Below are 23,729 nucleotides of genomic sequence, written 5' to 3' on the forward strand. Positions count from 1 at the left end.
ACCGCCATGGACTTCCCGCTCATCCGCCTCAACCCCTGGTACAGCGGCGGCTGCGACGGCCCGCCCCGGGTGCGGCTCTGCGCGCTGCCGTACGCGGGCGGCACCGCGGCCGTCTTCAAGGACTGGCCCGCCGCGCTGCCCTCCGGAGTGGAGCTGCTCACCGCGCATCTGCCGGGCCGCGGCGACCGGTTCGCCGAACCGCCCCCGGCCACCCTGGAGGAAACCGCCGGGCACCTGTGCGCGGCGCTGCCGCCCAGCGACCTGCCCACGGTCGTCCTCGGGCACAGCATGGGCGCCCTGCTGGGGTACGAACTGGCGGCGCGGCTCGCGGCGCGGGGCCGCTCCCCGAGCCTGCTCATCGCCGCGGCCTGCCGTCCCCCGCACGTCCCACCGGACGGCTCCGGTCCCGCGACCGAGCAGGAGCTGGCCGCCACCCTCCGGGACGAACGGCCCTGGGACGACGCCCTGCTGGACGAGGAACTCATGGAAGCGGTGCTGCCGGCCCTGGTCGCCGACATCGCCGCCGGTGACCGCTACCACCGCCCCCGGCCCCGCGCGCTCGACCTGCCGCTGAAGGTCTACGTCGGCGCCGGAGACGACGGGACCGACTGGCGGACCACCCTCGACTGGCGCGCGTGCACGGCGCGGGACTGCGAGGTCGTCGTCCTGCCCGGCGGCCACTACTTCGTGGAGACCGACCGCGCGGCCCTCCTCGCCCACGTCGCCGCGGACCTCGCCGAGGTGGTGGCATGACCACGCACGTCGAGGCCAGACCCGCCTACCTCGCGGTACTGGCCGTGCGCGAGGCCCGCTCGCCGTTCCTCGGCAGCTGCCTGGCACGCATGTCCTTCGCCGTGCTGCCGCTGTCGCTGCTGCTGTCGGTCCGCGACGCGACAGGGTCCTTCGCCGTCGCCGGACTGACCTCCGGAGCGCTGTCGGCCACCCTCACCCTGTTCGCGCCCGCCCGCGCCCGGCTGATCGACCGCAAGGGCTCACGGACCGGACTGATCTGGCTGACCGTCCCCTACCTGCTGGGACTCGCCGCGCTGATCACCCTGGCCGAGGCGGGGGCGCCCACGGCGGCGCTGCTCGTCGCCGCCGCGGTCGCGGGCGTGTTCGCGCCGCCGCTCGGGCCGACCATGCGCGTCCTGTGGGCGAGGATCCTGCACGCCCGCCAGCCCCTGCTGCACACCGCCTACGCCCTCGACTCGGTCACCGAGGAAGTGGTGTTCACCGTGGGCCCGTTGCTGGCGGGCGGTCTGATCGCGGTCGCCGCGCCGCTCGCGTCGATGATCACGGTCATGGTGCTCATCGCGGCCGGCACCGTGTGCTTCGTGCTGTCCGCCGCGACCGCCGCTGCCCCCGCCTCGGACGACCCCGACGCGGACCGGCCACGCGGCCGGCCGATGGCCCTGCCCGGCATGCGCACGATCGTGCTGTCCTTCGGCGGGGTCGGCCTGGTCGTCGGGGTGTTGCAGGTCGTGCTGCCCTTCATCGCCGACGAAGCGGGCTCACCCAGCGCGGGCGGCGTCCTGCTGGCCCTGCTGTCGGCGGGCAGCGCGGTGGGCGGCCTCACCTACGGGCGGATCGGCTGGCGCTCCGCACCGGTGCGGCGGTTCGCGGTGCTGGTCACCGGGTTCACCCTGACGGTGCTGCCGCTGTGCCTGACCGAGAGCCCCGTACCGGCCGGGGCGTTCGCCTTCCTGGTGGGACTGTGTCTCGCCCCGCTGTTCACCACGGCCTACCTGCTGGTCAACGACCTGGTGACGGCGTCGCGGACCGCCCCGACCGAGGCCAACACCTGGGTGTCCACGGCCAACAACGGCGGGTTCGCCGCGGGCAGCGCCGCAGCGGGTGTGCTGCTCGACTCCCAGGGCCCCGCCCGGACCGTCGCCCTCGCGTTCGCCGTGGCCGCAGCGACCGCCGTCATGACCGTCCTGCGCCGGCGGACCCTGGCACTCGACGCCCCGAACAGCGAGCCGGCCGCCGCCGCACCCGTCGACCGCACCACACCCGTCGAAGCCGAACCCGAGGAGTGAACCGATCGTGCCCGAGAACGCGGCGAACTGGTCGCGCATCCGCGCGGGGAACACACCCGGCGTCGTACTCGCCGTCGACTTCTACGGAACGGGCCGCCAGGAGGCCACCTTCCGCCACTTGTGCGAGCTGCTCCCCGACCCGGTCGAGGTCTGGCACGCGGTCCCGCCCGCCCCGGACGGCGACTGGTCCGCCGCGACCGGCGCGGGCCATCTGCGCCGGTGGACCGAGGGACTCGGCACCGTCCTCACGGGACGGCCGGTGCGTGCCCTCGTCGGCTACTGCGCGGGCGGCGTCTTCGCCTCGGCCCTCGCCGACACACTCGGCGAACGGGAGGGCCACCGGCCGCAGGTCGTGCTGTTCAACCCGGGCGTACCCGACGTCGCCACGCTCACCCGCGACTTCCGCGGCCTCATCGACGGCATGGACGTCCTCACGGACGAGGAGCGCGCCGGTCTGCTGGCCGAGATGACCGCGATCCAGCGGGCGCACTCTCCCGACGCGCTGGTCCCGGTCGCCGAGCAGTACGCCGCCCTGTACCGCAAGGGCTGCGACCTGCTGTGCGAACGGCTCGGCGTGGACGCCTCGCTCGGTGCCGAGCTGGTCAGCGTTCTCCACTCCTACCTGGCCTACCTGACGGCGGCGCGCGACGTGCCGCCCGCCCCGCACTGGCGCACCGCCGCCTCGCTCACCTCCCGGGAGCACCGGGGCGCCGACTTCACCGACACCGAGCACGGCTTCGACGTCGCCCGGGCCGAGCTGCTGAAATCCCCGCAGGTCGCCGCCGCGCTGGCCGCCCTCCTCCGCGAACAGGAGGCGAGCCGATGATGCCCCTCGCCCTGCGGGACGCCTTCCTCGACCAGGCCGGGCGGAGGCCCGACGCCGACGCCGTCGTGCACGGCGACCGCGTCTGGACGTACCGCGAACTGGAGCTGCGCGCCGGGCGTATCGCCCGGACGCTGGCCGCGCGCGGCGCGGGCCCGGGAACGCTGGTGGCCGTACGGCTGGCGCGCGGCCCCGAACTGGTCGCCGCGCTCCTCGCGGTGGTGCTGACGGGGGCGGGCTACGTACCGCTCGCCGACGACGACCCGCCGGAGCGGAACCGGCACGTCCTCGATGACTGCGGCGCGGCGCTGCTGCTGGCCGAGCATCCCTCGGACGACGGGCGCACCCTCACCCCGGACGAGGCGCAGGCGCCCGCCCGTCCGTTCGACCCGGCCCCGGTGCGGGCCGGTGATCCGGCCTACGTCATCTACACCTCCGGCTCCAGCGGCCGGCCCAAAGGCGTGCTGGTCGAGCAGGGCGCGCTCGGCGCCTACCTGGCGGAGGCCCGCGCCCGCTACGACGGGCTGGCCGGGCGGACGGTGCTGCACTCCTCGGTGTCGTTCGACATGGCCGTGACCAGCCTGTGGGGCCCGCTCGTCAGCGGCGGCGCGATCCACGTCCTCGACCTGAAGGCGATCGCCTCCGGGGAACAGCCGGCGCCCCCCGCCACGGCACGCCCCACTTTCCTCAAGGTCACCCCCTCGCATCTGCCCCTGCTGGGCCTGCTCCCGGACTCCTGCCTGCCCACCGGGCAGCTCGTGATCGGCGGTGAGGCGCTCACCGGCTCCGCGCTCGGGCACTGGCGCACCGCGCACCCCGACGTCACGGTGGTCAACGAGTACGGGCCCACCGAGGCGACCGTCGGCTGCTGCGCGTACGTCGTCCACCCCGGCGACGCCGTGGACCCGGGGCCCGTCCCCATCGGGCGGGCGTTCGCCGGCACACGCCTGTACGTGCTCGACGCGGAGGGCAAACCGGTCGCCGCGGGCACCGTGGGCGAACTCCACATCGGGGGCCGGCAGGTGGCGCGCGGCTACCTCGGGCGCGCGGAGCTGACCGGCGAGCGCTTCGTCCCGGACTCGTTCGCCGCCGACGGCTCCCGGATGTACCGCACGGGCGACCTGGTGCGCGAACGCCAGGACGGCGACCTCGAGTACGTCGGGCGCGCGGACGGGCAGCTGAAGGTCTCCGGGTACCGGATCGAGCCGGGTGAGATCGAGGCCGTGCTCCGCGGCCACGCGGGCGTGCGGGACTGCGCTGTCGTCGCCGTCGGCGCGACGGATGCCCGTCGGCTCGTCGCCTACGTGACCCCGGGCCCGGGCTCCGCGCCCGACGCCGCCGCCCTGGCGCGGCACGCGGCCGAGGCACTGCCGCCGTACATGGTGCCGGTGGCGTTCGTCGCCCTGCCCGAACTGCCGCTCACCCCCAATGGAAAGCTCGACCGGGCCGCGCTGCCCGAACCCCCCGCCGAGGGCGACGAGCCGGGTGACCGCAGCCGGGCCGAGACGCTGCTGTGCGCGCTGCTGGCGCAGGCCCTGGGGGTCCCCGGGATCGGTGCCGACGCCGACTTCCTGGCGTCCGGCGGCAGCAGCATCACCGCGCTGAAGCTGGTCGCCGGTGCCCGCAGGGCCGGTATCCGCCTCGACCTCACCACCGTCCTGCGCGAACGCACGGTGCGCCGCATCCTCGCGGCTCAGCCGGACGCCGCCCCGTCCCTCGCCGAAGGAGCACCGAAGTGACCGGGTCCGTAACGCTCACCCCCCTCGGCGGGATCACCCCCCGGCTCCGCGGCGAAGGGCTCACCTTTGGCGCCGAGTACGACCTGGAACCGCTCGGCGACGCGGGCCCCGACTGGGTGCGGTCCCACGGCCCGCACCTGCGCGCGCGCCTCGCCACCGACGGGCTGATTCTGCTGCACGGCCTGTCCACCGACGGCGACGGCGTCGCCGGCTTCCACGACGTCGTCCGGTCCGTCGGCGGCGACCTGCTGCGCTACACCGAGCGGTCCACCCCGCGCAGCGTGGTCACCGGGAACATCTACACCTCGACCGAGTACCCCGCCGACCAGCCCATCCCGATGCACAACGAGAGCTCGTACGCGGTCAGCTGGCCGTCCGCGGTGCACTTCTTCTGCCACACCGCGCCGACCACCGGCGGGGCCACGCCGATCGCCGACAGCCGCGTGGTCCTCGACCTGATCCCGGCCGGGGTCAGGGAGCGGTTCGCCAAGGGGGTCGTCTACACCCGCACGTTCCGCGCTGACATGGGGCTGAGCTGGCAAGAGGCGTTCCAGACCGAGGACCGCGCCGACGTCGAGCGCCACTGCCGCACGCACGGCCAGGAGTTCTCCTGGGACGGCGACGTCCTGCACACCCGCCACCACCGCCCGGCCACCGCCGTCGACCCCGGCACGGGGGCCGAGGTGTGGTTCAACCAGGCGCACCTCTTCCACCTCTCCAGCCTGGAGCCGGACCTGCGCGAAGTGCTCCTGGAGACGTACGGGGAGGAGGGCCTGCCGCGCAACGCCCTGCTGGGCGACGGCAGTCCCATCCCCGACGCCGACCTGGCAGCGATCCGCGCCGCCTACGACCGTGCCTCACTCGCACTGCCCTGGAGGCAGGGCGACATCATGCTCGTCGGCAACACGCGGATGGCACACGGCCGCGAGCCCTTCACCGGCGAGCGCCGCGTCCTCGTCGCGATGACCTGACCCCGACCATCCCTGGAGGACCCATGGGCAACCCCTTCGACGACGAGGACGGCACCTTCCTCGTGCTGCGCAACGACGAGGGCCAGTACTCGCTGTGGCCGGACGGCTTCGCTCCGCCCGCAGGGTGGAGCATCGCGCACGGTCCGGCCGGTCGCGCCTCCTGCCTGGACCACGTCGAGCGGACCTGGACGGACATGCGCCCCCGGAGCCTGGCCGCGGCCCACCCGTGACGACAGCCCCGCCCGAGAGGCGCTCGAGAAGCGATCGAGGGCCGGTGGCCGGTGTCCGGAACTCGTTGCGGTGGGCGGGTTCGTCGCGCATGCTCTAAGCGCGTCCGTCAGTGCCGCCGGAAGCCCTTCCTCCGCCAACTCCCCCTGAAATCAATCCCATTGGGGAGATCAAGGGGAGATACTCAAATTTAAGTGCCCGGTGGTACGGTGTGGCTTCCGACGGACGGAGTGAGTGCATGGACGAACAGGACGAGGTGCTCGACAGCCCGACCGGCTGGGTGGCTACGCATGTGCGTCGGTACGTGGCCAGCGAGGGCGCCAGCGGGCACATCTGGTACGGCAAGCCGACGCTGCTGCTGACCACGCGGGGGCGCAAGTCCGGGGCGCTGCGCCGAACCGGGCTGATCTACGGGGAGGACGGGGGGAACTACGTCATCGTCGGGTCCAACGGCGGATCCGACCACCATCCCCACTGGTACCTGAACCTGCTGGCGGAGCCGCGGGTGCGGGTGCAGGTGGCCGCGGAGACGTTCGAGGCGGTCGCCAGGGAGGCGGAAGAGGGCGAACGGGCGCGCCTGTGGGAGGCGATGACCGTGATCTTTCCGCAGTACAAGAGCTACCAGAAGAAGACCGACCGGAAGATCCCCGTCGTCGTGCTGGAGCCTCAGGGGCCCGCACCGGAGTGACGGGTGTCCCACGCCTCCGGTGAGGGGGCGGCGACGGCGATGCTCGGGGGAGTGCGCGTCGGTCGGGGGCCCGGTTCCGCCGGGCCCCGCGCGCGGACGGCAGGGGGCCGTGCCGTGAGGGGGGACGCGTCACAGCACCGTTCCACCCGTTCGTTTCTCATCGAAGGGTTGGGGATGTGTCATGGGCGGATTCAGTCGTCGCGGATTTCTGAGAACGACGGGGGCCGGTGCCGCCGCGGTCGCCACGGCGGGGGCCGCGGCGGCACCGGCCGAGGCCGCCAAGGCCAAGGCCGCCGTGTGCGTGCCGGAGTCGCCCGCCACCACGGTCGGCGCCGCCGATCCCCGGTACGCGGAACTGGTCAGCAGGGGATTCAACAGCCGCTTCGTCGGCAAGCCGGACCTCGTGCACGTGGTGCACACGCCCCGGCAGATCGAGCAGGCCGTCACGGACGCCGTGGCGGCCGGCAAGCAGATCGCGGTCCGCAGCGGCGGGCACTGCTTCGAGAACTTCGCCGACCACCGCGACGTCCGCGTGCTGATCGACACCTCGCCCATGCGCGCGGTCTACTTCGACAAGGAGCACCGGGCGTTCGCGGTGCAGCCCGCCGCCACGCTGGGCGAGGTCTACCGCACGCTGTTCTACGACTGGGGCGTGACCCTGCCCGCCGGAGTCTGCCCCCAGGTCGGTGCGGGCGGGCATGTCGCCGGCGGCGGCTACGGGCCGCTGACGCGGCGTGACGGCACCGTCGTCGACCACCTCCACGGCGTCGAGGTCGTGGTCGTCGACGCGGCGGGCAAGGCCCGCACCGTCACCGCGACCCGGGAGCCGGACGACCCCAACCACGACCTCTGGTGGGCGCACACCGGGGGCGGCGGCGGCAACTTCGGCATCGTCACGCGCTATCTGTTCCGTACGCCCGGCGCCCCGGGCGCCAACCCCTCGGCCCTGCTGCCCAAGCCGCCCACCCGGCTCCGCTCCACCTTCGTGACCTGGTCCTGGGCCGACCTCGACCTGGCCCGGTTCACCCGGCTCGTCACCAACTTCAGCCGGTGGTACGAGGCACACCACGCCGATCCCCGGTACGGCAGCCTCTACAGCACCCTGCACCTCAACACCCATGCGGTCGGCTCCGTGTCACTGGAGGCCCGCTTCGACGGCGGCCGCGCCGACGCCGCCGAACTGATCGAGCGCTACGTCGCCGCCGTCAACGCGGGGACCGGCCTCGAGCCGGCCATCGAGCACCAGGACGACCTCTGGCTCCAGGCCACCCTCGGCGCGCGCTTCGACACGGGCGGGTACGACCGGCACAAGTCCAAGAGCGCCTACCTCAGGCGAACCTGGACGCCCGAGCGCATCGCGACCGTCCACAAGCACCTGACCGACCCCGCGTTCGACGGCTGGGGCGCCGTCGACCTCTACTCCTACGGGGGGAAGGTCAACACCGTGGCGCCCGATGCCACCGCCGTGCCCCAGCGGGACTCGATCCTCAAGGCCTGGTTCTCGGCCACGTGGATGGATCCGGCCCTCGACGACCAGCACCTGACCTGGATCCGCGAGCTGTACCGGGACGTCTTCCGCGACACCGGCGGCGTCCCCGTGCCCAACGACGAGCACGACGGCTGCTACATCAACTATCCCGACACCGATCTGGCCGACGCGCGCTGGAACACCTCCGGCGTGCCCTGGCACACCCTCTACTACAAGGACGGATACCGCCGCCTCCAGCAGGTCAAGGCGAAGTGGGACCCGCGCGGCGTCTTCCGCCACCCGCTCTCCGTCCGGCTCCCCTGATCCCCGGCTGAAAGGAAACCGTCACCGTGCGACCCGGCCGAGCCGTCGGTACACACATCACCCTGGGAGGCGACCTCACCGTGGGCCGGCTCGGCTTCGGGGCGCTCCGGCTCACCGGGCCCCACCACTGGGGCCCGCCGACCCGGCCGGACAAGGCCGCCGAGGTGGCGCGGTGCGCGGTCGAACTCGGCGTGACGTTCATCGACACCGCCGACGTCTACGGACTCGGGGCCAACGAGGAACTGCTCGCCACGGCCCTCCACCCCTACCCGCCGGGCCTGGTCGTCTCCACCAAGGCGGGCGAGGTCCGGCCGAGCCCGCACCAGTGGCGGGTGCTCGGCCGGCCCGACTACCTGCGGCAGCAGGCCGAACTCAGCCTGCGCCGGCTGCGGCTGGAGCGGATCGAGCTCTTCCAGCTGCACCGGGTCGACCCCCAGGTGCCGCTGGAGGACCAGGTCGGAGCGCTCAGACAGCTCCAGGACGAGGGCAAGATCCGCCACATCGGGCTCTCCGAGGTGACGGTGGAGCAGATCGAGCAGGCCCGCGGGGTGGCCCGCATCGCGAGCGTGCAGAACAAGTACAACCTCTACGACCGGCGCTACGAGAAGGAGTTGGAGCACTGCGAGCGGGAAGGCATCGCCTTCATCGCCTGGAAGCCGCTCGCCGGCACCGCCCGGCCGGCCCCGGACAGCGCCCTCGCCCGGGTCGCCGCACAGGCCGGGGCGACGACGACGCAGGTGGCGCTCGCCTGGCTGCTGCACCGCTCGCCGGTCGTGATGCCGATCCCGGGCACCGCCTCCGTGTCCCACCTGCGGGCGAACATGGCGGCGGCGGACATCGCCCTCGACGACGAGCAGCTGACCCTGCTCGACCAGGGGTGAGCGACTCGAGGACGGCCGGGCCGGGGGCGACCGCCCCCGGCCCGGCCGAACGCGCGCCGGGTCAGGCGCTCATCTCGTTCGCCACGGCCATGACGTACTCGCCGTACCCCGAGCGCGAGAGTTTCGCCCCGAGCCGGTGGCAGGCGTCGGCGTCGATGAAGCCCATGCGCAGCGCGACCTCCTCCAGGCAGGCGATCCGTACGCCCTGCCGGTCCTCCAGGGTCTGCACGTACTGGCCGGCCTGGAGCAGCGACTGCGGGGTGCCGGCGTCGAGCCAGGCGAATCCGCGGCCGAACGTGACGAGTTTGGCCCGGTCCTGTTCCAGGTAGATCCGGTTGACGTCGGTGATTTCCAGTTCGCCGCGGGCTGACGGGCGTATTCGGCGCGCGATCTCCACGACGTCGTTGTCATAGAGGTAAAGCCCGGTGATGGCGAGGTTCGACCTCGGTTTCTCCGGCTTCTCCTCCAGGGAGAGGAGCCGGCCTGATTCGTCCACCTCGCCCACACCGTAGCGCTCGGGATCGGTGACCGGATATCCGAAGAGGACACACCCGTCGATGTCCCGGGAGTGCGCCGCGAGAAGATCGTAGAAACCGTTTCCGTGAAAGATGTTGTCACCGAGGACGAGGGCGACCGAGTCGTCGCCGATGTGCTCGGCCCCGGTGAGGAAGGCCTGTGCCAGTCCGTTGGGCACGGGCTGTTCGGCGTAGGTCAGGGAGATCCCCAGGTGGCTGCCGTCCCCCAGCAGCCTGCGCAACTGAGGGATGTCGCCGGGCAGGGCGATGATGAGGATGTCCCGGACGTCGGCCAGCATCAGGGCCGAGAGGGGGTAGTAGATCAGTGGCTTGTCGTTGACGGGGAGCAACTGCTTCGAAACAGCCAGGGTGATCGGGTGTAAACGGCTTCCATAGCCGCCCGCCAGGACAATTCCTTTCACTGGCTCCTCCTTTGTCTGGGCATTCTCTGTGACAGTAGGCCGGACACCTCCCGGCGGACAACAATCGTCCTTCCGGTATTGACCGTGCTGCGAGGTGAGGGGGCTGCGATCACCTTCTGATCGAGCCCGCTCGATCGGTTCTCGAGTCTGCCCCTTCCGAATCTGCATAGGGTGCACTTCATGGCCGTTGCCGACCGAGGTGATGCGACATCAGCTCGGTAAGCGAAGCAGTCGGCCGGCACCGCAGGAACGAGAGGTAACGACCACAAGGGGAGGAAGAACTGTCGTGGCGGCACTGACGAGCGAGAGACTTTTTGCCATCCTGCGCGAGTGCGCGGGGGAAGAGGAGTCCGTAACGGGGGCGGAAAACGCAGTTGACCTGGAATTCACAGATCTCGGGTACGACTCGCTGGCGCTCCTGGAGACCGCTGCCCGGGTCTCGCGCGAGTACGACGTGGAGATCCCGGAGGAGGACCTCTCCGAGGTGACGACCCCCGCGGGATTCCTGGCCGTCGTCAATGCGCTGCTGAAAGTGGCTTGAATCGTTCGGTGGCACTCGTCCCACCCGGGCCGGTTTGTTGATTGTGCAACCTGTTAGTTGTCTTCGCAACGAACTTCGGTACCGGCAGCGCTTTCTGTATCGGGCGGAAATCGGGTTTCTCTGTGGGGAACCCGTGAAGAGCCTGAGGCGTTGATGCTCGGTAGACCAGTAGCTTTCTGCGATCTATGGGGGAACGTCGTGAAGCTGGGTGTTCTAGGCCCACTTTCCGTGCAGGTCGAAGGCGACCTGCACACTCCGAGCGCACCGAAGATGAGAAGCGTTCTGGCCACACTGCTGGTGCACGCCGACCAGGTGGTACCGGTGTCGTCACTGATACGCGAACTGTGGGACGAGGAGCCTCCGGTCAGCTGCCTGACCACGCTGCAGACCTACATCCTCAACCTGCGCAAGCTGCTGGCGTCCGCGACGGGAATGACCGCCCGTCAGGTCGCCGCAGAGATCCTCGTGACCCGGTCCGGGGGGTACCTGTTCCGGACCACCCAGGGGGACCTGGACGTCCACCGGTTCCACCAGCTCGTCGCTGACGGACGCAGGGCGCTGTCGTCGGGGGACGACCACGCCGCGCTGTCCACGCTCTCCAGCGCGCTGCAGGCCTGTGGCGCGGACCCGCGCTCGTCGACGTCGTCGCCGGACGGATCCTCGAAGGGCGCCGGCAGCAGTTCGAGGAGTCCCGGCTGGTCGTCCTGGAGTACCTCGTCGACACCCAGCTCCGGCTCGGCATGTACCGGGAGGTGCTCACCGAGCTCGCGGCGCTGACGGCCGACAACCCGTACCACGAGGGGCTGCACGCCCAGTACATGCGGGCGCTGTACCTCAACGGGCGGCGGGCGCAGGCCCTGGAACTCTTCCAGCGCCTGCGGGTCAACCTGGTGAACCACCTCGGTCTCGAACCCGGACCGATGGCCCAGGAACTCCATCGCTCCATCCTCAACGCGGAGTCGATCGACGCCCAGGGCAACCTCCGCAGGCCGACCGGGGACATCGTGCGTATGTCGTCCTCCGGCGCGGTGCGGGTCTACTGACCCGGAAGGAGCCCGGTCCGGCCGGTGGCGGACCGGGCTCCACGCGACCGGCTCAGTCCGCGATCGAGGCGTGGACGAACCTGACCGGGGTGGGCAGGTGCAGGGGGCCGTCGCCGCGCAGCCGGTCCAGTTCGGTGGTCAGGCGGTGGCGCAGCTGCCGGTTCTCGTACTCCGGGAGGTGCTGCCACAGCAAGCGCATGCCCTGGGTGTGGGACCAGTCGACCCAGGTCTTCCCGTCCGGCGCGCGCAGATCGATGTGCTCGTCGGCGATCTCCACGTCGTCGAACCCGGCGCGCACCATCGTCCGGGTCAGGTCGTCGGTGTCCTGCAGCCAGCTGTTGAACCGCCGCTTCAGCGCGTCCGGGCGCCAGTCAGCCGGCAGGTTGCGCAGCAGCCGCTCCGGGATGAGGTCCGTGAACACGGGCGGCAGGAAGGGGAACGTGTCCTCCGTGAAGACCGGGCTGGTGAAGGCGATCCGGCCACCCGGCCGCAGCAGGGCCGCGTACCGGGGGAGCGCGGCCGGCGCGTCGGGCAGGAAGATCAGGCTGTAGCTGCCGGTCACCACGTCGAACGAGGCGGGCGGAAGGTCGGGGTGCTCGCCGTCCATCACCCGGACCTCGACGTGCCGGGCGCCGAGCGCGCCGGCCTGCCGCCGGGCCTCCTCCACCATCGCCGGGGCGATGTCGATGCCGAGCACATGGCCGGACGGGCCCACCCGCTCCGCCGCCACGAACAGGGACGCGCCCCGCCCGCACCCGACGTCGAGAACGCGTTGCCCGGGCTGCGGATCGGCCCTTTCCACGAGTCGCCGGCCCATCGGTGTGAAGAACTCGACGCCCAACTGGTCGTAAGTCGCCGCGGCATTGTTGAACGCCTCGGTGACCGTCGATTTGTACATCGTCTTGTCCATGGGACCTCCAGGTGGCGAAAGCCGACCCGACCACCCTGGCCGGTCCGTCTGAAATGTGGGTCGGAATGCGCTCGGTGGCCGCTCGAAACCGGCTTGTCGACGGGTCGAGCCGGTGCCGAAACGGATTGTTGCGAAGAGCCGAGGAAGTCAGGATGAACTCATCGACGACCGACAGGGAGTGCCGACCGTGAGTGATCACATCGACATTGTTCGACGCATGGTGAACAGCTACAACACCGGAAAAACAGAGGACGTGGCCGAGTTCATTCACGAGGAGTACCTCAATCCCGGTGCCCTGGAACACATGCCGGAACTGCGCGGCCCCGAAGCGTTCGCACTCGCGGTGAAGTGGCTGAAGCTCACGTTCTCCGAGGACGCGCATCTGGAGGAGATCAGCTACGAGGAGAAAGGCAGCTGGGTGCGGGCGAAACTCGCCCTGTACGGCCGCCAGGTGGGCGAACTCGTGGGGATGCCCGCCACCGGGCGCCGCTTCTCCGGTGAGCAGATCCACCTCATCCGCATCGTCGACGGCAAGATCCGCGACCACCGTGACTGGCCGGACTACCTCGGCACCTACCGCCAGCTCGGCGAGCCCTGGCCCAAGGAGGAGGGCTGGCGGCCCTGAGCAGCGCGTCCGGCCCACCCACGCCCAAGGGAAGGAACACGGTGAGCTCTTCCTCACCCGGGGAACACCTGGAACCGACCGACCAGGACCTCGACGTACTCCTCAAGAACCTCGGCAACCTGGTGACCCCGATGGCCGTCCGGGTCGCCGCGACGCTCCGCCTGGTCGACCACCTGCTGGCCGGAGCCGGCACCGTCGCCGACCTCGCCGCCCGTACGGACACCCACCCCCAGGCGCTCGCCCGCCTGGTCCGCCACCTGACCGTGGTCGGCGTCCTGGAGGGCGGGGAGCCGGACCGGCCGCTGCGCCCCACCCGCCTCGGGCTGCTCCTCGCCGACGGCCATCCGGCGCAGCAGCGGGCCTGGCTGGACCTGAACGGGGCCGTCTCCCACGCCGACCTGGCCTTCACCGGCCTCCTGGACGTGGTGCGCACCGGCCGTCCCGCCTACTCCGGGCGGTACGGGCGGCCCTTCTGGGAGGACCTCTCGGCGGACCGGGAGCTGGCCGACTCCTTCGACGCGCTCATGTCCTGCGACGAGGACCTGGCCTTCGAGGCCCCGGCCGACGCCTACGACTGGTCGGCGGTGCGGCACGTCCTCGACGTGGGCGGCGGCAACGGCGGGCTGCTCGCGGCCATCGCCCAGCGCGCACCGCACCTCCGGGGCACCCTGGTCGAGCTGGCGGGACCGGCCGAGCGCGCCCGGCGCAGGTTCGAGGACGCCGGGGTCGACGACCGGGTCACCGTGGCGGAGGGCGACTTCTTCAAGCCGCTGCCCGTCACCGCCGACCTCGTCCTGCTCTCCTTCGTCCTGCTCAACTGGTCCGACGAGGACGCGCTGACGATCCTGCGCCGCTGCGTCCAGGCGCTCGAACCGGGCGGCAAAATCCTCGTCCTGGACCGCGCCGACGTGGAGGGCGACGGCGCCGACCGGTTCTTCAGCACCCTGCTCGACCTGCGGATGCTGACGTTCATGGGCGGACGGGTGCGCACCCGGGACGAGGTCGTGGCCCTGGCCGGGTCGGCCGGACTCGCCCTGGCCTCGGAGCGCGCCAGCGGCTCCGCCACCCTCCCCTTCGACTTCTCGATCCTCGAGTTCACCGCCGCCCCCGAAGGGGCCGCACCCGTCCTCCCAGCACAGGAGTAGACCCATGTCCGAACGCATCGTGCCCAGTGGGGACGTCGAGCTGTGGAGCGACGACTTCGGTGACCCGGCGGACCCGGCGCTGCTGCTCGTCATGGGCGGCAACCTCTCCGCCCTGGGCTGGCCCGACGAGTTCGCCCGGCGGCTCGCCGACGGCGGCCTCCACGTCATCCGCTACGACCACCGCGACACCGGCCGCTCCACCACCCGCGACTTCGCCGAACACCCCTACGGCTTCGGCGAACTGGCCGCCGACGCGGTCGCCGTCCTCGACGGCTGGGGCGTCGACCGCGCCCATGTCGTCGGCCTGTCGATGGGGGCGACCATCGCGCAGGTCATCGCACTCGACCACCACGACCGGCTGAGCAGCCTGACCATGATGCTGGGCGGCGGGCTCGACATCGACTTCGACGCCAACATCGAGCGAGTGATGCGCGGCGAACCCACGGCGGACGGCCTGCCCGGGCCGCAGCAGCCGTTCCTCGACGCGCTCGCCCTGATGCAGCAGCCGGCCGAGGGGCGCGCCGCCGAGGTGGCCAAGCGGGTGAGCAAGTGGCGCATCCTCTCCGGGACGGGCGTGCCGTTCGACGACGCCGAGTACGCGCGGTGGGAGGAACGGGCGATCGACCACGCGGGCGGTGTCCTCACCGAGCCGTACGCCCACTACTCCCTGACCCTGCCGCCGCCCGAGCGGGCCGCCGAGCTGCGTGACGTCACCGTGCCGGCCCTGGTCATCCAGGCCGAGCACGACCCCATCGCGCCCGCACCGCACGGCAAGCACCTCGCCGGACTCATCCCCACCGCCCGCCTGGTGGAGATCCCCGGCATGGGGCACGCCCTGCCGTCCTCGGTCCACGGGCCGGTGGCCGAGGCCATCCTCGCCCACACCCGGGCGGCGTCATGACCGTGGCGGACGAACAGCGGGCGGGAGAGACGATGTACGGGGCGGACCTCGCCCGGGTCTACGACCTCGTGCACCGGGAGCGCGGCAAGGACTACCGCGCCGAGACCGAGGCGGTCGCCGCCGCCGCCCGGCAGCGCCGGCCCGGCGCCCGGCGGCTGCTCGACATCGCCTGCGGCACCGGCGGCCATCTGCGGCACTTCACCGAGCTCTTCGCGCACGTGGAGGGGGTGGAGCTGTCCGCGCCGATGGCCCAGGCGGCGCGCGCCGCGCTGCCCGGGGTGACCGTGCACCGCGGCGACATGCGCGACTTCCGCCTGGACACCACCTTCGACGTGGTGACCTGCATGTTCGGATCCATCGGCTACATGACGTCGGTGGCCGAACTGGGCCGGGCGCTCACCGTGTTCGCCCGGCACCTGGAGCCCGGCGGGGTGGCCGTCGTCGACCCGTGGTGGTTCTACGAGACGTTCGCCGACGGCCATGTCTCGGCCGACGTCGTGACCGTCGACGGCGTCACCGTCTCCCGGGTCTCGCACTCCGCCCGCCGCGGCCGCACCTCGCACATGGACGTGCACTTCGTGGTCGCCGAACCCGGCGCCGGCGCCCGGCACTTCGTCGACACGCACATCATCTCGCTGTTCAGCCGCGCCGAGTACGAACAGGCGTTCCGGGAGGCCGGCTTCGCGGTCGAGTACCTGCCCGAGGCGCCGTCGGGCCGCGGCCTGTTCGTCGGCGTCCGGACGTGAAGCGGCGACGGGAACCCGCAAGCAACGACGAGAGGAACGACATGAACGACCACGAGGTCGACGTTCTGGTGGTGGGTGCGGGCCTCGGTGGCCTGTCGACGGCGATGTTCCTCGCCCGGCAGGGGGTGCGCGTGCTCGTGGTGGAGCGCAGGTCCGGCCTCTCGCCGTATCCGCGGGCCGCGGGGCAGAACCCGCGGACCATGGAGCTGCTGCGCATCGGGGGCGTCGCCGACGAGGTGACCCGGGCCAACGACATCCGCGGCGCCCAGGGCGACTTCGTCATCCGGCTCGCCCAGAGCGTGCGGGGCGAGGTCCTGCGGACCGTCGCGGAGAGCTTCGACGACATGGTGGCCGCCACCCGGCCGTGCACACCGGCCGGCTGGGCGATGCTGTCCCAGGACAAGCTGGAGCCGATCCTGCTCGGCCAGGCGCAGCGGCACGGCGGCGCCATCCGCTTCGACACCCGGCTGGTGTCGTTCGACCAGGACGCGGACGGCGTCACGGCCCGGCTCCAGGGGCCCGAGGGCGAGTACGACCTGCGCGCCGGCTACCTCGTGGGCGCCGACGGCAACCGCAGCCTGGTGCGGGAGTCGCTGGGGATCGAGCGGTACGGACACGGCACGCTGACCCACATGGTCGGGGTCATCTTCGACGCGGACCTCTCCGGCATCATGGAGCCGGGGACGACGGGCTGGTACTACCTGCACCACCCGCAGTTCACCGGCACGTTCGGGCCGACGGACCGGCCCGACCGGCACACCCTCTTCGTCGAGTACGACCCCGACGAGGGCGAGCGCCCCGAGGACTTCACGCCGGAGCGTTGCGTCGAACTGATCGGCCTCGCCCTGGACGCTCCCGAGGTGCGGCCCGAGCTCGTCGACATCCAGGGCTGGGAGATGGCGGCCCGCATCGCCGAACGCTGGCGCGAGGGGCGGGTGTTCCTGGTCGGGGACGCGGCGAAGGTGACGCCGCCGACCGGGGGCATGAGCGGCAACGCGGCCGTCGCCGACGGGTTCGACCTGGCGTGGAAGCTGGCGGCGGTGCTGCACGGGCAGGCCGGGCCGGGTCTCCTCGGCACGTACGAGGACGAGCGCAAGGTCGCGGCGGAGCTGGTCGTGGCGGAGGCGCTGGCGATCTACGCGCAGCGGATGGCGCCGCACATGGCGGACGTGTGGGACAAGTCGGTGGGGTACGCGGAGACACTCCTCGGCTTCCGCTACCGCTCCTCGGCGGTGCTGGCCACGGACGACGATCCGGCGCGGGTGGAGAACCCGCTGAACCCGAGCGGCCGCCCCGGCTTCCGGGGGCCGCACGTCCCGGTGACCCGGCACGGGGAACGGATCTCCACGGTCGACCTGTTCGGCGACGGCTGGACCCTGCTCGCCGGTGAGCTGGGGGCGGACTGGATGGCGGCGGCGGAGACGGTCTCGGCGGAACTGGGGGTGCCCGTCAGGGCGTACCGGATCGGTGCCGGCCTCACGGATCCCGAGGCGGCGGTGGCCGACCGGTACGGCATCGGCAAGGCGGGCGCGAGCCTGGTCCGCCCCGACGGCATCGTCGCCTGGCGCACGGACGAACAGCCGTCGGACGCCGCGGAGACCCTGGGCGGAGCCCTGCGCAAGCTCCTGTCCCGCTGACCCCGCCCGCGGGGGCAGCACGCCGCCCCGCACCCCACTGGTCAGACCGGCGGGTGCGGGGCGGTCCCGGGCGGGACGCGGGGTGGATGCCGTGCGGCGGGCGCGCGGCGGCGCCTCCGACCGGCGGCGCGGGTGCTCGCGCGCGGTGCCGCGCCGCGGACCAACGGCCGGGGGCACCACGCGGGGCGGGCCGTGGCACGGCGACGGACCAGACCGCACCACGCGCGCCGCGTGCGGGCCCGATCCCCGCCGACCACGCGCGCCGCGCGCAGGGCGCGGCGGGGCCGACGCGGGGCCGGGCTCATGCCGTACGCCGGGTCAGGCCAGTTCGGCTGCCAGGGCGTCGCCCGGGCGGGTCTTCGGGTCGCCGACCAGGGTCGCCGCGCGGCGGACGCGGTCGACCAGGAGGGCCTGGCGGTGGATCACGGACGTGTCGGTGAGGGGGCCCGCGCCCGTCAGGGCCGCGCGGACGAAGGCGTCCATCGCGTTGAAGACCTGGTTGTCCTCGGGCAGCGACCGTTCCGTCACCACGTCCTGCTGCTCGATCCGGACCACCGGCTTCAGCTGCTCCGGCGGCGTGAAGGCCCGCCGGACGCTCACCCGGCCCCGGTTGCCCCACAGCGCGTAGGTCGACCGGTAGGAGTGCTCGAAGCCGAAGTCCAGCTGGGCCGTCACCCCCCGGTCGTCGCTCAGCAGCACGCTGCCCGCCACGTCCACCCCGGTCGCCTCGTCCACCCGCAGGCAGGCCCCGAGCACTTCCAGCTCCCCGGCCAGGTACAGCTGGGCCGCGCGCAGCGGATAGACGCCGACGTCGAGCAGCGCGCCACCGCCCAGCGCCGGCTGGTACCGGAACGACTCCGGGGCCAGCGGCGGCACCGCGAACGACCCCGAGAACAGCCGCAGTTCCCCCACGGCCTCGTCGAGCATCGCGCGCACCGCGGCGTGCTGGGAATGGTGCAGGAACATGAAGTTCTCGGCCAGCACGAGTCCGAATTCCGACGCGGTCGACATCAGCTCGAGCGTCTTCTCGTACGTGTCCGACATCGGTTTCTCGACCAGCACGTGCTTTCCCGAACGCAAAGCCCGCAGTGCCCACTCGTGATGCATGGCGGGCGGCAGCGGAATATAGATGGCGTCCAGGTCGTCCCGCTCGACGAGTTCCGCGTAATCCCCCACGCCGTGGCAGCCGAACGCGGCTCCCACCCGTTCGGCCCTCCCCTTGTCCCGGCTGGCCACCGCGACGAGGTCCACATGGTCGTGCGCGGCGAGAACGGGCATGATCCGGCGCATCGCGATGTTCGCCGTACCGATCACGCCCATTCGGAGCGCCCGTTGCTGACGGTGCTCTGGCATAGGGATCCTCATCACCTCGCGGGAGTCCAGTGGCTTCCCCACCGTAGGACCGGGAGATCAAGCACTGCTTGAGGAACGGTGGACGCGGAAAAAGGCAGTTCGAGTGTTCTTCTAATACGGCCCCGTACCTTGCCGAGGGAATCGGATGACGGAGGTGGCGGGGTGACGGCGGCGACGCATGCCCTGGGGCGCGAACTGCAACTCGTCCACGCGGCGCAATGGCTCTACGCGATCAACGGCGAGCCGTTCGTGCCGGGGGAGGGCGACCCGTACGCGCGGCTGGTACGGGGATTCGACAGCGACGAGGACGGCACGGACGGCGCGGGCGGAATCCTCGCGTCGGTCGCGGAGCGAGGGCCGGTGTGGCGCAGCCGGCTCGACACCTGGGTCGTCACCGGCCCCGCGGCGCTCCGGGAACTGTCCGGCAGCCGGGAACTGGCGGTGTCCGCCGCCGTGCCGCAGGCGGAGGCCTGGCTGCCCGACCCGGCGCGCCAGCGCACCACGGCGCTCGTCCGGGACCTGGCACGGCGGGGCGGGACGAGGGCCGTGCGCGAGCACGCCGGGACGCTGCGGGAACAGGCCACCCGGGCGGCGGCCCTGCTCGGGCCGGGCCCCGTCGACCTGATGGCCGACTTCGCCGGGCCGCTGACCGCGGCGGTGTACGCGGTACTCCTGGACGTCCCGCAGGAGCGGCACGCGGCGTTCGCCGCCGCCGTCGCCGCCACGGCACCGGCCGTGGACGCGCTGCTCTGCCCGCAGACGCTGGAGGTGACGCGGCGCCTGGCGGCGGGCGTGCGAGAACTGCGGGAGCTCTTCGCCGGGCGCGACCGGGCGGAGGCGGACCTGCTGCTCGCCGTGGCCGGGGCCCGGGCCGCGGCGGACCTGCTCGGCAACGCCCTGCACACGCTCCTCGGCCGGCCGCGGGAGTGGGCGCAGTTGCGCTCGGACCCCGGGCACGCGGCCCGGGTGGTCGAGGAGGTCCTGCGCGACCGGCCGCTGTGGCGGGCGCACCCCCTGGTGGCCCTCGCCCCGGCCGAGGCGGCCGGCGCCCGCATCGAGACCGGCGACACCGTCACGGTCGTGACCACCGGGACCGGCGGCGGCCCGGCCCCGCTGCCGGTGCGCGCCTGCGCCGCCCTGCTCCCGGCCGCACGGGCGCAGGCCGAGCACGCGCTGCCGGCGCTGGCCGCGCGGTTCGAGCTGCTGCGGCCGGACGGCGCCCCGGTGCGCCTGCGCCGGGCGCCCCTGACCCGGCGCCTGGTCCGGCTGCCGGCCCGACTCGGCGAGGAGGAGACGCGATGAGGGTTCTGTTCACCTCACTGGCCCACCACACCCACTACTACCCACTCGTGCCGCTGGCGTGGGCGCTGCGCACCGCGGGCCACGAGGTGCGGATCGCCAGCCAGCCCGAGCTGACCGACGTCATCACGGGCACGGGGCTGACCGCCGTGCCCGTCGAGTGGTCGCTCGGCGCCCTGGAGGACCTCGGCCTGCTCGGCAGGCTCCACGACGAGGCCTCGGCCCACGTGCAGGGCTTCGACTACGCCGCCCGGGGCGAACACCCCTGGACGTACGAGCAGTTGCTGGCCCTGGAGAACGTCATGGTGCCGACGCTCTACGGCGCCCTCAACAACGACACCATGGTCGACGCCCTGGTGGACTTCGCCCGCTCCTGGCAGCCCGACCTCGTCGTCTGGGAGACCTTCACCCTCGCCGGGGCCATCACGGCGCGCGTGACGGGCGCGGCCCACTGCCGGCTGGTCTCCGGCCCCGACATCAGCGTGCGGGCCCGCAAGGAGTTCCTGCGGCTGGCCGCCGAGCAGGAGCCCGAGCACCGCGAGGACCCCACCGCCGAGTGGCTGGAGCGCACCCTGCGGCGGCTGGGCTGCGACGCCGGCTTCGACGAGGACATGGTCACCGGCCAGTGGACCGTCAACACCACGCCGCCCAGCACCCAGCTCGCCCTGGACCTGCCGACCGTCCAGGTGCGGCACGTGCCGTACAACGGTCCCGCGGTGGTGCCGGACTGGCTGCGGACCCACCCCGGGCGCAGCCGCGTCTGCGTGACGCTCGGCTCCTCGGCCTCGGACGTCGGCGTCGACATGGCGGAACTCCTGGCGCACCTCGCCGAACTGGACGCGGAGATCGTCGCCACCGTCGACGAGGCGACCCGCGAGGCGGCGAAGGACCTGCCGGACAACGTACGCCTGGTCGACTTCGTCCCGCTCAACGACCTGCTGCCCACCTGCGACGCGGTCGTGCACCACGGGGGCGTCGGCACCAAGGCGACGGCCGAACTGCACGCCGTGCCCCAGCTGATCCTGGCCTTCGGCTGGGACACCGAGGTCATGGGCCGCGGGCTGGAGGACATCGGAGCCGGCCTGTGCGTGCCGAGCGAGGGCCTGCTCCCGGACGTGCTGCGCAAGCAGGTCCAGCGACTGATCACCGAACCGTCGTTCGCCCAGGGGGCCCGGCGGCTCCAGGAGGAACTGCTCGCCGTGCCCAGCCCCAACGAGGTCGTCCCGGTGCTGGAGCGGCTGGTCGCCGAACACCGCCGCGACCCGGGGGCCTCAGGGGCGGCGCACGACACGAACGGGTTAGGCCACCACCGAGGATGAGGGGTTCAGAGGTGACGGACACCAAGGCGCTGGTGCTGGAACTGGCGCGCAAGTACCACAAGGAACAGGAAACGCGCGCGTTCGAACCGGGAGTCACGCCGATCCTGTCCTCGGGCGCGGTCCTCGACGAGGAGGACCGGCACGCCTTGGTCGAGGCCGCACTGGAGATGCGGATCGCCGCCGGCGTGCGCACCCGGAAGTTCGAGAGCGAGTTCGCCCGCTACTTCCGGCTGCGCAAGGCGCACATGGTGAACTCGGGATCGTCGGCCAACCTGCTGGCGGTCAGCGCGCTCACCTCGCCGAAGCTGAAGGACCTGCGGCTGCGCCCCGGCGACGAGGCCATCACGGTGGGCGCCGGCTTCCCGACCACGATCAACCCGCTCGTCCAGAACGGACTGACACCGGTCTTCGTCGACGTCGAACTGGGCACCTACAACGCCTCGCTCGCCCAGATCGAAGCGGCGATCTCCCCGCGCACCCGGCTCATCATGATCGCGCACGCCCTCGGCAACCCGTTCCCCGTCGCCGAGGTCGCCGAACTCGCCCGCCGGCACGACCTGTTCCTCATCGAGGACAACTGCGACGCCGTCGGCTCCACCTACCAGGGCAAACTCACCGGCACCTTCGGCGACCTGTCGACGGTCAGCTTCTACCCGGCCCACCACATCACCGCGGGCGAGGGCGGCTGCGTCCTCACGGCGAGCCTGGAACTGGCCCGGATCGTGGAGTCGATGCGCGACTGGGGCCGCGACTGCTGGTGCGAACCGGGCACCGACAACACCTGCCTGAAGCGGTTCGACTACCAGCTCGGCACCCTCCCGGCCGGCTACGACCACAAGTACATCTTCTCCCACGTCGGCTACAACCTGAAGGCCACCGACCTCCAAGGCGCCCTCGCGCTCAGCCAGTTGCAGAAGGTCGACGACTTCGTCGCGGCCCGCCGGCGCAACTGGCAGCGGCTGCACGACGGACTGGCCGGAGTGCCCGGACTGCTGCTGCCCCGGGCCACCCCGAACAGCGAACCCAGCTGGTTCGGCTTCGCCCTGACCGTGCTGCCCGACGCGGGCTTCACCCGCAGGGACCTCGTCGACTTCCTGGAGGGCCGGAACATCGGCACCCGCCGGCTGTTCGGCGGGAACATCACCCGCCACCCCGCCTACCAGGACGTGCGCTACCGGATCGTGGACGAGCTGACGAACTGCGACACCGTCACCGAGGACACCTTCTGGATCGGCGTCTACCCGGGGCTCACCGGCGAAATGCTCGACTACGTCATCGAGACCATCACCGAGTTCTGCACACGAAAGGGCTGATCAGACCATGTCCGCAGAACCCAGCCGGGTCGCCGTCGTCACCGGCGCCACCAGTGGGATCGGCCTCTCGGTCGCCCGGTCGCTGGCCGCCGCCGGCCACCGTGTGTACCTGTGCGCCCGGGACGCCGACCGGGTCGCGCTCACCGTCAAGGAGCTGCGCGCGGAGGGCCACGAGGTGGACGGCGCCGCCTGCGACGTGCGCGAGGTCGCGCAGATCGAGGCCCTGATGTCCGCCGCCGTGGAGCGCTACGGGCCCGTCGAGGTGCTCGTCAACAACGCCGGCCGCAGCGGCGGCGGGCCGACCCACACGATCAGCGACGAGTTGTGGGACGACGTGATGGCCACCAACCTGGACAGCGTCTTCCGCGTCACCCGGGCCGCCCTGACCACCGGCCGCATGCGGGAGGGCGGCTGGGGCCGGATCGTGAACATCGCCTCCACCGGCGGCAAGCAGGGCGTGGTGCTCGGCGCCCCCTACTCGGCCTCCAAGCACGGCGTCGTCGGCTTCACCAAGGCCCTGGGCCTGGAGCTGGCCAAGACCGGCATCACGGTCAACGCGGTGTGCCCCGGCTATGTGGAGACGCCCATGGCGGAGCGGGTCAGGCAGGGCTACGCCGCCGCGTGGGACACCACGGAGGAGGAGGTCCTGGACCGGTTCCAGGCCAAGATCCCGCTCGGCCGCTACACCACGCCCGACGAGGTGGCGGGCATGGTCGGTTACCTGCTGACCGACGCGGCCGCATCCGTCACCGCGCAGGCGATCAACGTCTGCGGCGGGCTGGGCAACTACTGAGGAGAG

23 protein-coding genes and 1 pseudogene are annotated in these 23,729 nt (G+C 72.2%); 21 read left to right on the forward strand and 3 right to left on the reverse strand.

All coding sequences use genetic code 11. The features are described from left to right. Positions 1-6 precede the first annotated feature (6 nt). The 9 genes from C1703_RS25665 (at position 7) to C1703_RS25705 (ending at position 9,161) form a co-directional block, all read left to right on the forward strand. Entirely contained in the window at positions 7-753 is a 747-nt protein-coding gene (locus C1703_RS25665) for an alpha/beta fold hydrolase (RefSeq protein WP_114255064.1), read from the forward strand. Continuing rightward, on the forward strand, positions 750-2,039 hold the full coding sequence (locus C1703_RS25670) for an MFS transporter (protein ID WP_114255065.1): 1,290 nt from the start codon (positions 750-752) through the stop codon (positions 2,037-2,039). The genes C1703_RS25665 and C1703_RS25670 overlap by 4 nt, the downstream gene beginning before the upstream one ends. A gap of 7 nt (positions 2,040-2,046) precedes the next feature. Further along, complete coding sequence (locus C1703_RS25675) at positions 2,047-2,865, forward strand: hypothetical protein (protein ID WP_114255066.1); 819 nt, start codon at positions 2,047-2,049, stop codon at positions 2,863-2,865. Next, positions 2,862-4,601, forward strand: a complete 1,740-nt coding sequence (locus C1703_RS25680; RefSeq protein ID WP_114255067.1) for a non-ribosomal peptide synthetase — start codon at positions 2,862-2,864, stop codon at positions 4,599-4,601. The genes C1703_RS25675 and C1703_RS25680 overlap by 4 nt, the downstream gene beginning before the upstream one ends. Continuing rightward, positions 4,598-5,572, forward strand: coding sequence for a TauD/TfdA family dioxygenase (locus tag C1703_RS25685; protein WP_114255068.1), 975 nt, complete (start codon positions 4,598-4,600; stop codon positions 5,570-5,572). Before C1703_RS25680 ends, C1703_RS25685 begins: the two co-directional genes overlap by 4 nt. Before the next feature lie 23 nt (positions 5,573-5,595). Next, positions 5,596-5,802, forward strand: coding sequence for an MbtH family protein (locus C1703_RS25690; protein ID WP_114255069.1), 207 nt, complete (start codon positions 5,596-5,598; stop codon positions 5,800-5,802). A 236-nt stretch (positions 5,803-6,038) separates the two neighbouring features. Then, the gene (locus C1703_RS25695; protein WP_114255070.1) at positions 6,039-6,488 is read left to right on the forward strand and encodes a nitroreductase family deazaflavin-dependent oxidoreductase; all 450 of its coding nucleotides are present in this window, start codon (positions 6,039-6,041) and stop codon (positions 6,486-6,488) included. Between the two features lie 181 nt (positions 6,489-6,669). Continuing rightward, entirely contained in the window at positions 6,670-8,280 is a 1,611-nt protein-coding gene (locus tag C1703_RS25700; protein WP_232840592.1) for an FAD-binding protein, read from the forward strand. A gap of 26 nt (positions 8,281-8,306) precedes the next feature. Continuing rightward, the gene (locus C1703_RS25705) at positions 8,307-9,161 is read left to right on the forward strand and encodes an aldo/keto reductase (protein ID WP_114255071.1); all 855 of its coding nucleotides are present in this window, start codon (positions 8,307-8,309) and stop codon (positions 9,159-9,161) included. 61 nt (positions 9,162-9,222) lie between these two features. On the opposite strand, the gene rfbA is transcribed toward C1703_RS25705, so the two are convergent. After that, a complete protein-coding gene (gene rfbA, locus C1703_RS25710; RefSeq protein WP_114255072.1) occupies positions 9,223-10,098 on the reverse strand; it encodes a glucose-1-phosphate thymidylyltransferase RfbA in 876 nt (291 codons plus the stop codon). Between the two features lie 286 nt (positions 10,099-10,384). On the opposite strand from rfbA, the gene C1703_RS25715 reads away from it, so the two are divergent. The 3 genes and pseudogenes from C1703_RS25715 (at position 10,385) to C1703_RS39865 (ending at position 11,682) form a co-directional block, all read left to right on the forward strand. Then, positions 10,385-10,639, forward strand: a complete 255-nt coding sequence (locus C1703_RS25715) for an acyl carrier protein (RefSeq protein WP_114255073.1) — start codon at positions 10,385-10,387, stop codon at positions 10,637-10,639. A 270-nt stretch (positions 10,640-10,909) separates the two neighbouring features. Continuing rightward, positions 10,910-11,071 (forward strand): annotated as a pseudogene (locus C1703_RS39860) (helix-turn-helix domain-containing protein); the annotation flags it as partial. A 182-nt stretch (positions 11,072-11,253) separates the two neighbouring features. Next, the gene (locus tag C1703_RS39865; RefSeq protein ID WP_232840785.1) at positions 11,254-11,682 is read left to right on the forward strand and encodes an AfsR/SARP family transcriptional regulator; all 429 of its coding nucleotides are present in this window, start codon (positions 11,254-11,256) and stop codon (positions 11,680-11,682) included. Positions 11,683-11,734: 52 nt separating this feature from the next. Here the strand turns inward: C1703_RS39865 and C1703_RS25725 are convergent, their stop codons facing one another. Next, a complete protein-coding gene (locus C1703_RS25725; RefSeq protein WP_114255074.1) occupies positions 11,735-12,592 on the reverse strand; it encodes a class I SAM-dependent methyltransferase in 858 nt (285 codons plus the stop codon). A 187-nt stretch (positions 12,593-12,779) separates the two neighbouring features. Between C1703_RS25725 and C1703_RS25730 the strand changes: the two genes are divergently transcribed. The 5 genes from C1703_RS25730 to C1703_RS25750 are packed head-to-tail and all read left to right on the forward strand — an operon-like array spanning position 12,780 to position 17,646. Continuing rightward, positions 12,780-13,217, forward strand: coding sequence for an ester cyclase (locus C1703_RS25730; protein ID WP_114257590.1), 438 nt, complete (start codon positions 12,780-12,782; stop codon positions 13,215-13,217). A gap of 41 nt (positions 13,218-13,258) precedes the next feature. After that, positions 13,259-14,362, forward strand: coding sequence for a methyltransferase (locus C1703_RS25735; protein ID WP_114255075.1), 1,104 nt, complete (start codon positions 13,259-13,261; stop codon positions 14,360-14,362). Between the two features lie 4 nt (positions 14,363-14,366). Then, a complete protein-coding gene (locus tag C1703_RS25740) occupies positions 14,367-15,263 on the forward strand; it encodes an alpha/beta fold hydrolase (protein WP_114255076.1) in 897 nt (298 codons plus the stop codon). Then, the gene (locus tag C1703_RS25745; protein WP_114255077.1) at positions 15,260-16,009 is read left to right on the forward strand and encodes a class I SAM-dependent methyltransferase; all 750 of its coding nucleotides are present in this window, start codon (positions 15,260-15,262) and stop codon (positions 16,007-16,009) included. The genes C1703_RS25740 and C1703_RS25745 overlap by 4 nt, the downstream gene beginning before the upstream one ends. A gap of 41 nt (positions 16,010-16,050) precedes the next feature. Then, entirely contained in the window at positions 16,051-17,646 is a 1,596-nt protein-coding gene (locus C1703_RS25750) for an FAD-dependent oxidoreductase (protein ID WP_114255078.1), read from the forward strand. Between the two features lie 318 nt (positions 17,647-17,964). On the opposite strand, the gene C1703_RS25755 is transcribed toward C1703_RS25750, so the two are convergent. After that, positions 17,965-18,999, reverse strand: a complete 1,035-nt coding sequence (locus C1703_RS25755; RefSeq protein ID WP_232840593.1) for a Gfo/Idh/MocA family oxidoreductase — start codon at positions 18,997-18,999, stop codon at positions 17,965-17,967. Between the two features lie 162 nt (positions 19,000-19,161). Between C1703_RS25755 and C1703_RS25760 the strand changes: the two genes are divergently transcribed. Genes C1703_RS25760 through fabG form a run of 4 tightly spaced genes read left to right on the forward strand, consistent with a single transcriptional unit; the run spans position 19,162 to position 23,723 of the window. Beyond that, positions 19,162-20,301 (forward strand): hypothetical protein, encoded by a 1,140-nt coding sequence (locus tag C1703_RS25760; protein ID WP_114255080.1) that lies wholly within the window; start codon positions 19,162-19,164, stop codon positions 20,299-20,301. Further along, the gene (locus tag C1703_RS25765; RefSeq protein ID WP_114255081.1) at positions 20,298-21,617 is read left to right on the forward strand and encodes an activator-dependent family glycosyltransferase; all 1,320 of its coding nucleotides are present in this window, start codon (positions 20,298-20,300) and stop codon (positions 21,615-21,617) included. The genes C1703_RS25760 and C1703_RS25765 overlap by 4 nt, the downstream gene beginning before the upstream one ends. Before the next feature lie 11 nt (positions 21,618-21,628). Next, entirely contained in the window at positions 21,629-22,930 is a 1,302-nt protein-coding gene (rfbH, locus tag C1703_RS25770; RefSeq protein WP_114255082.1) for a lipopolysaccharide biosynthesis protein RfbH, read from the forward strand. 7 nt (positions 22,931-22,937) lie between these two features. Next, on the forward strand, positions 22,938-23,723 hold the full coding sequence (gene fabG / locus C1703_RS25775) for a 3-oxoacyl-ACP reductase FabG (protein ID WP_114255083.1): 786 nt from the start codon (positions 22,938-22,940) through the stop codon (positions 23,721-23,723). Positions 23,724-23,729: the final 6 nt, after the last annotated feature.

The sequence above is a fragment of the Streptomyces sp. Go-475 genome, assembly GCF_003330845.1.
Taxonomy (GTDB): Bacteria; Actinomycetota; Actinomycetes; order Streptomycetales; family Streptomycetaceae; genus Streptomyces.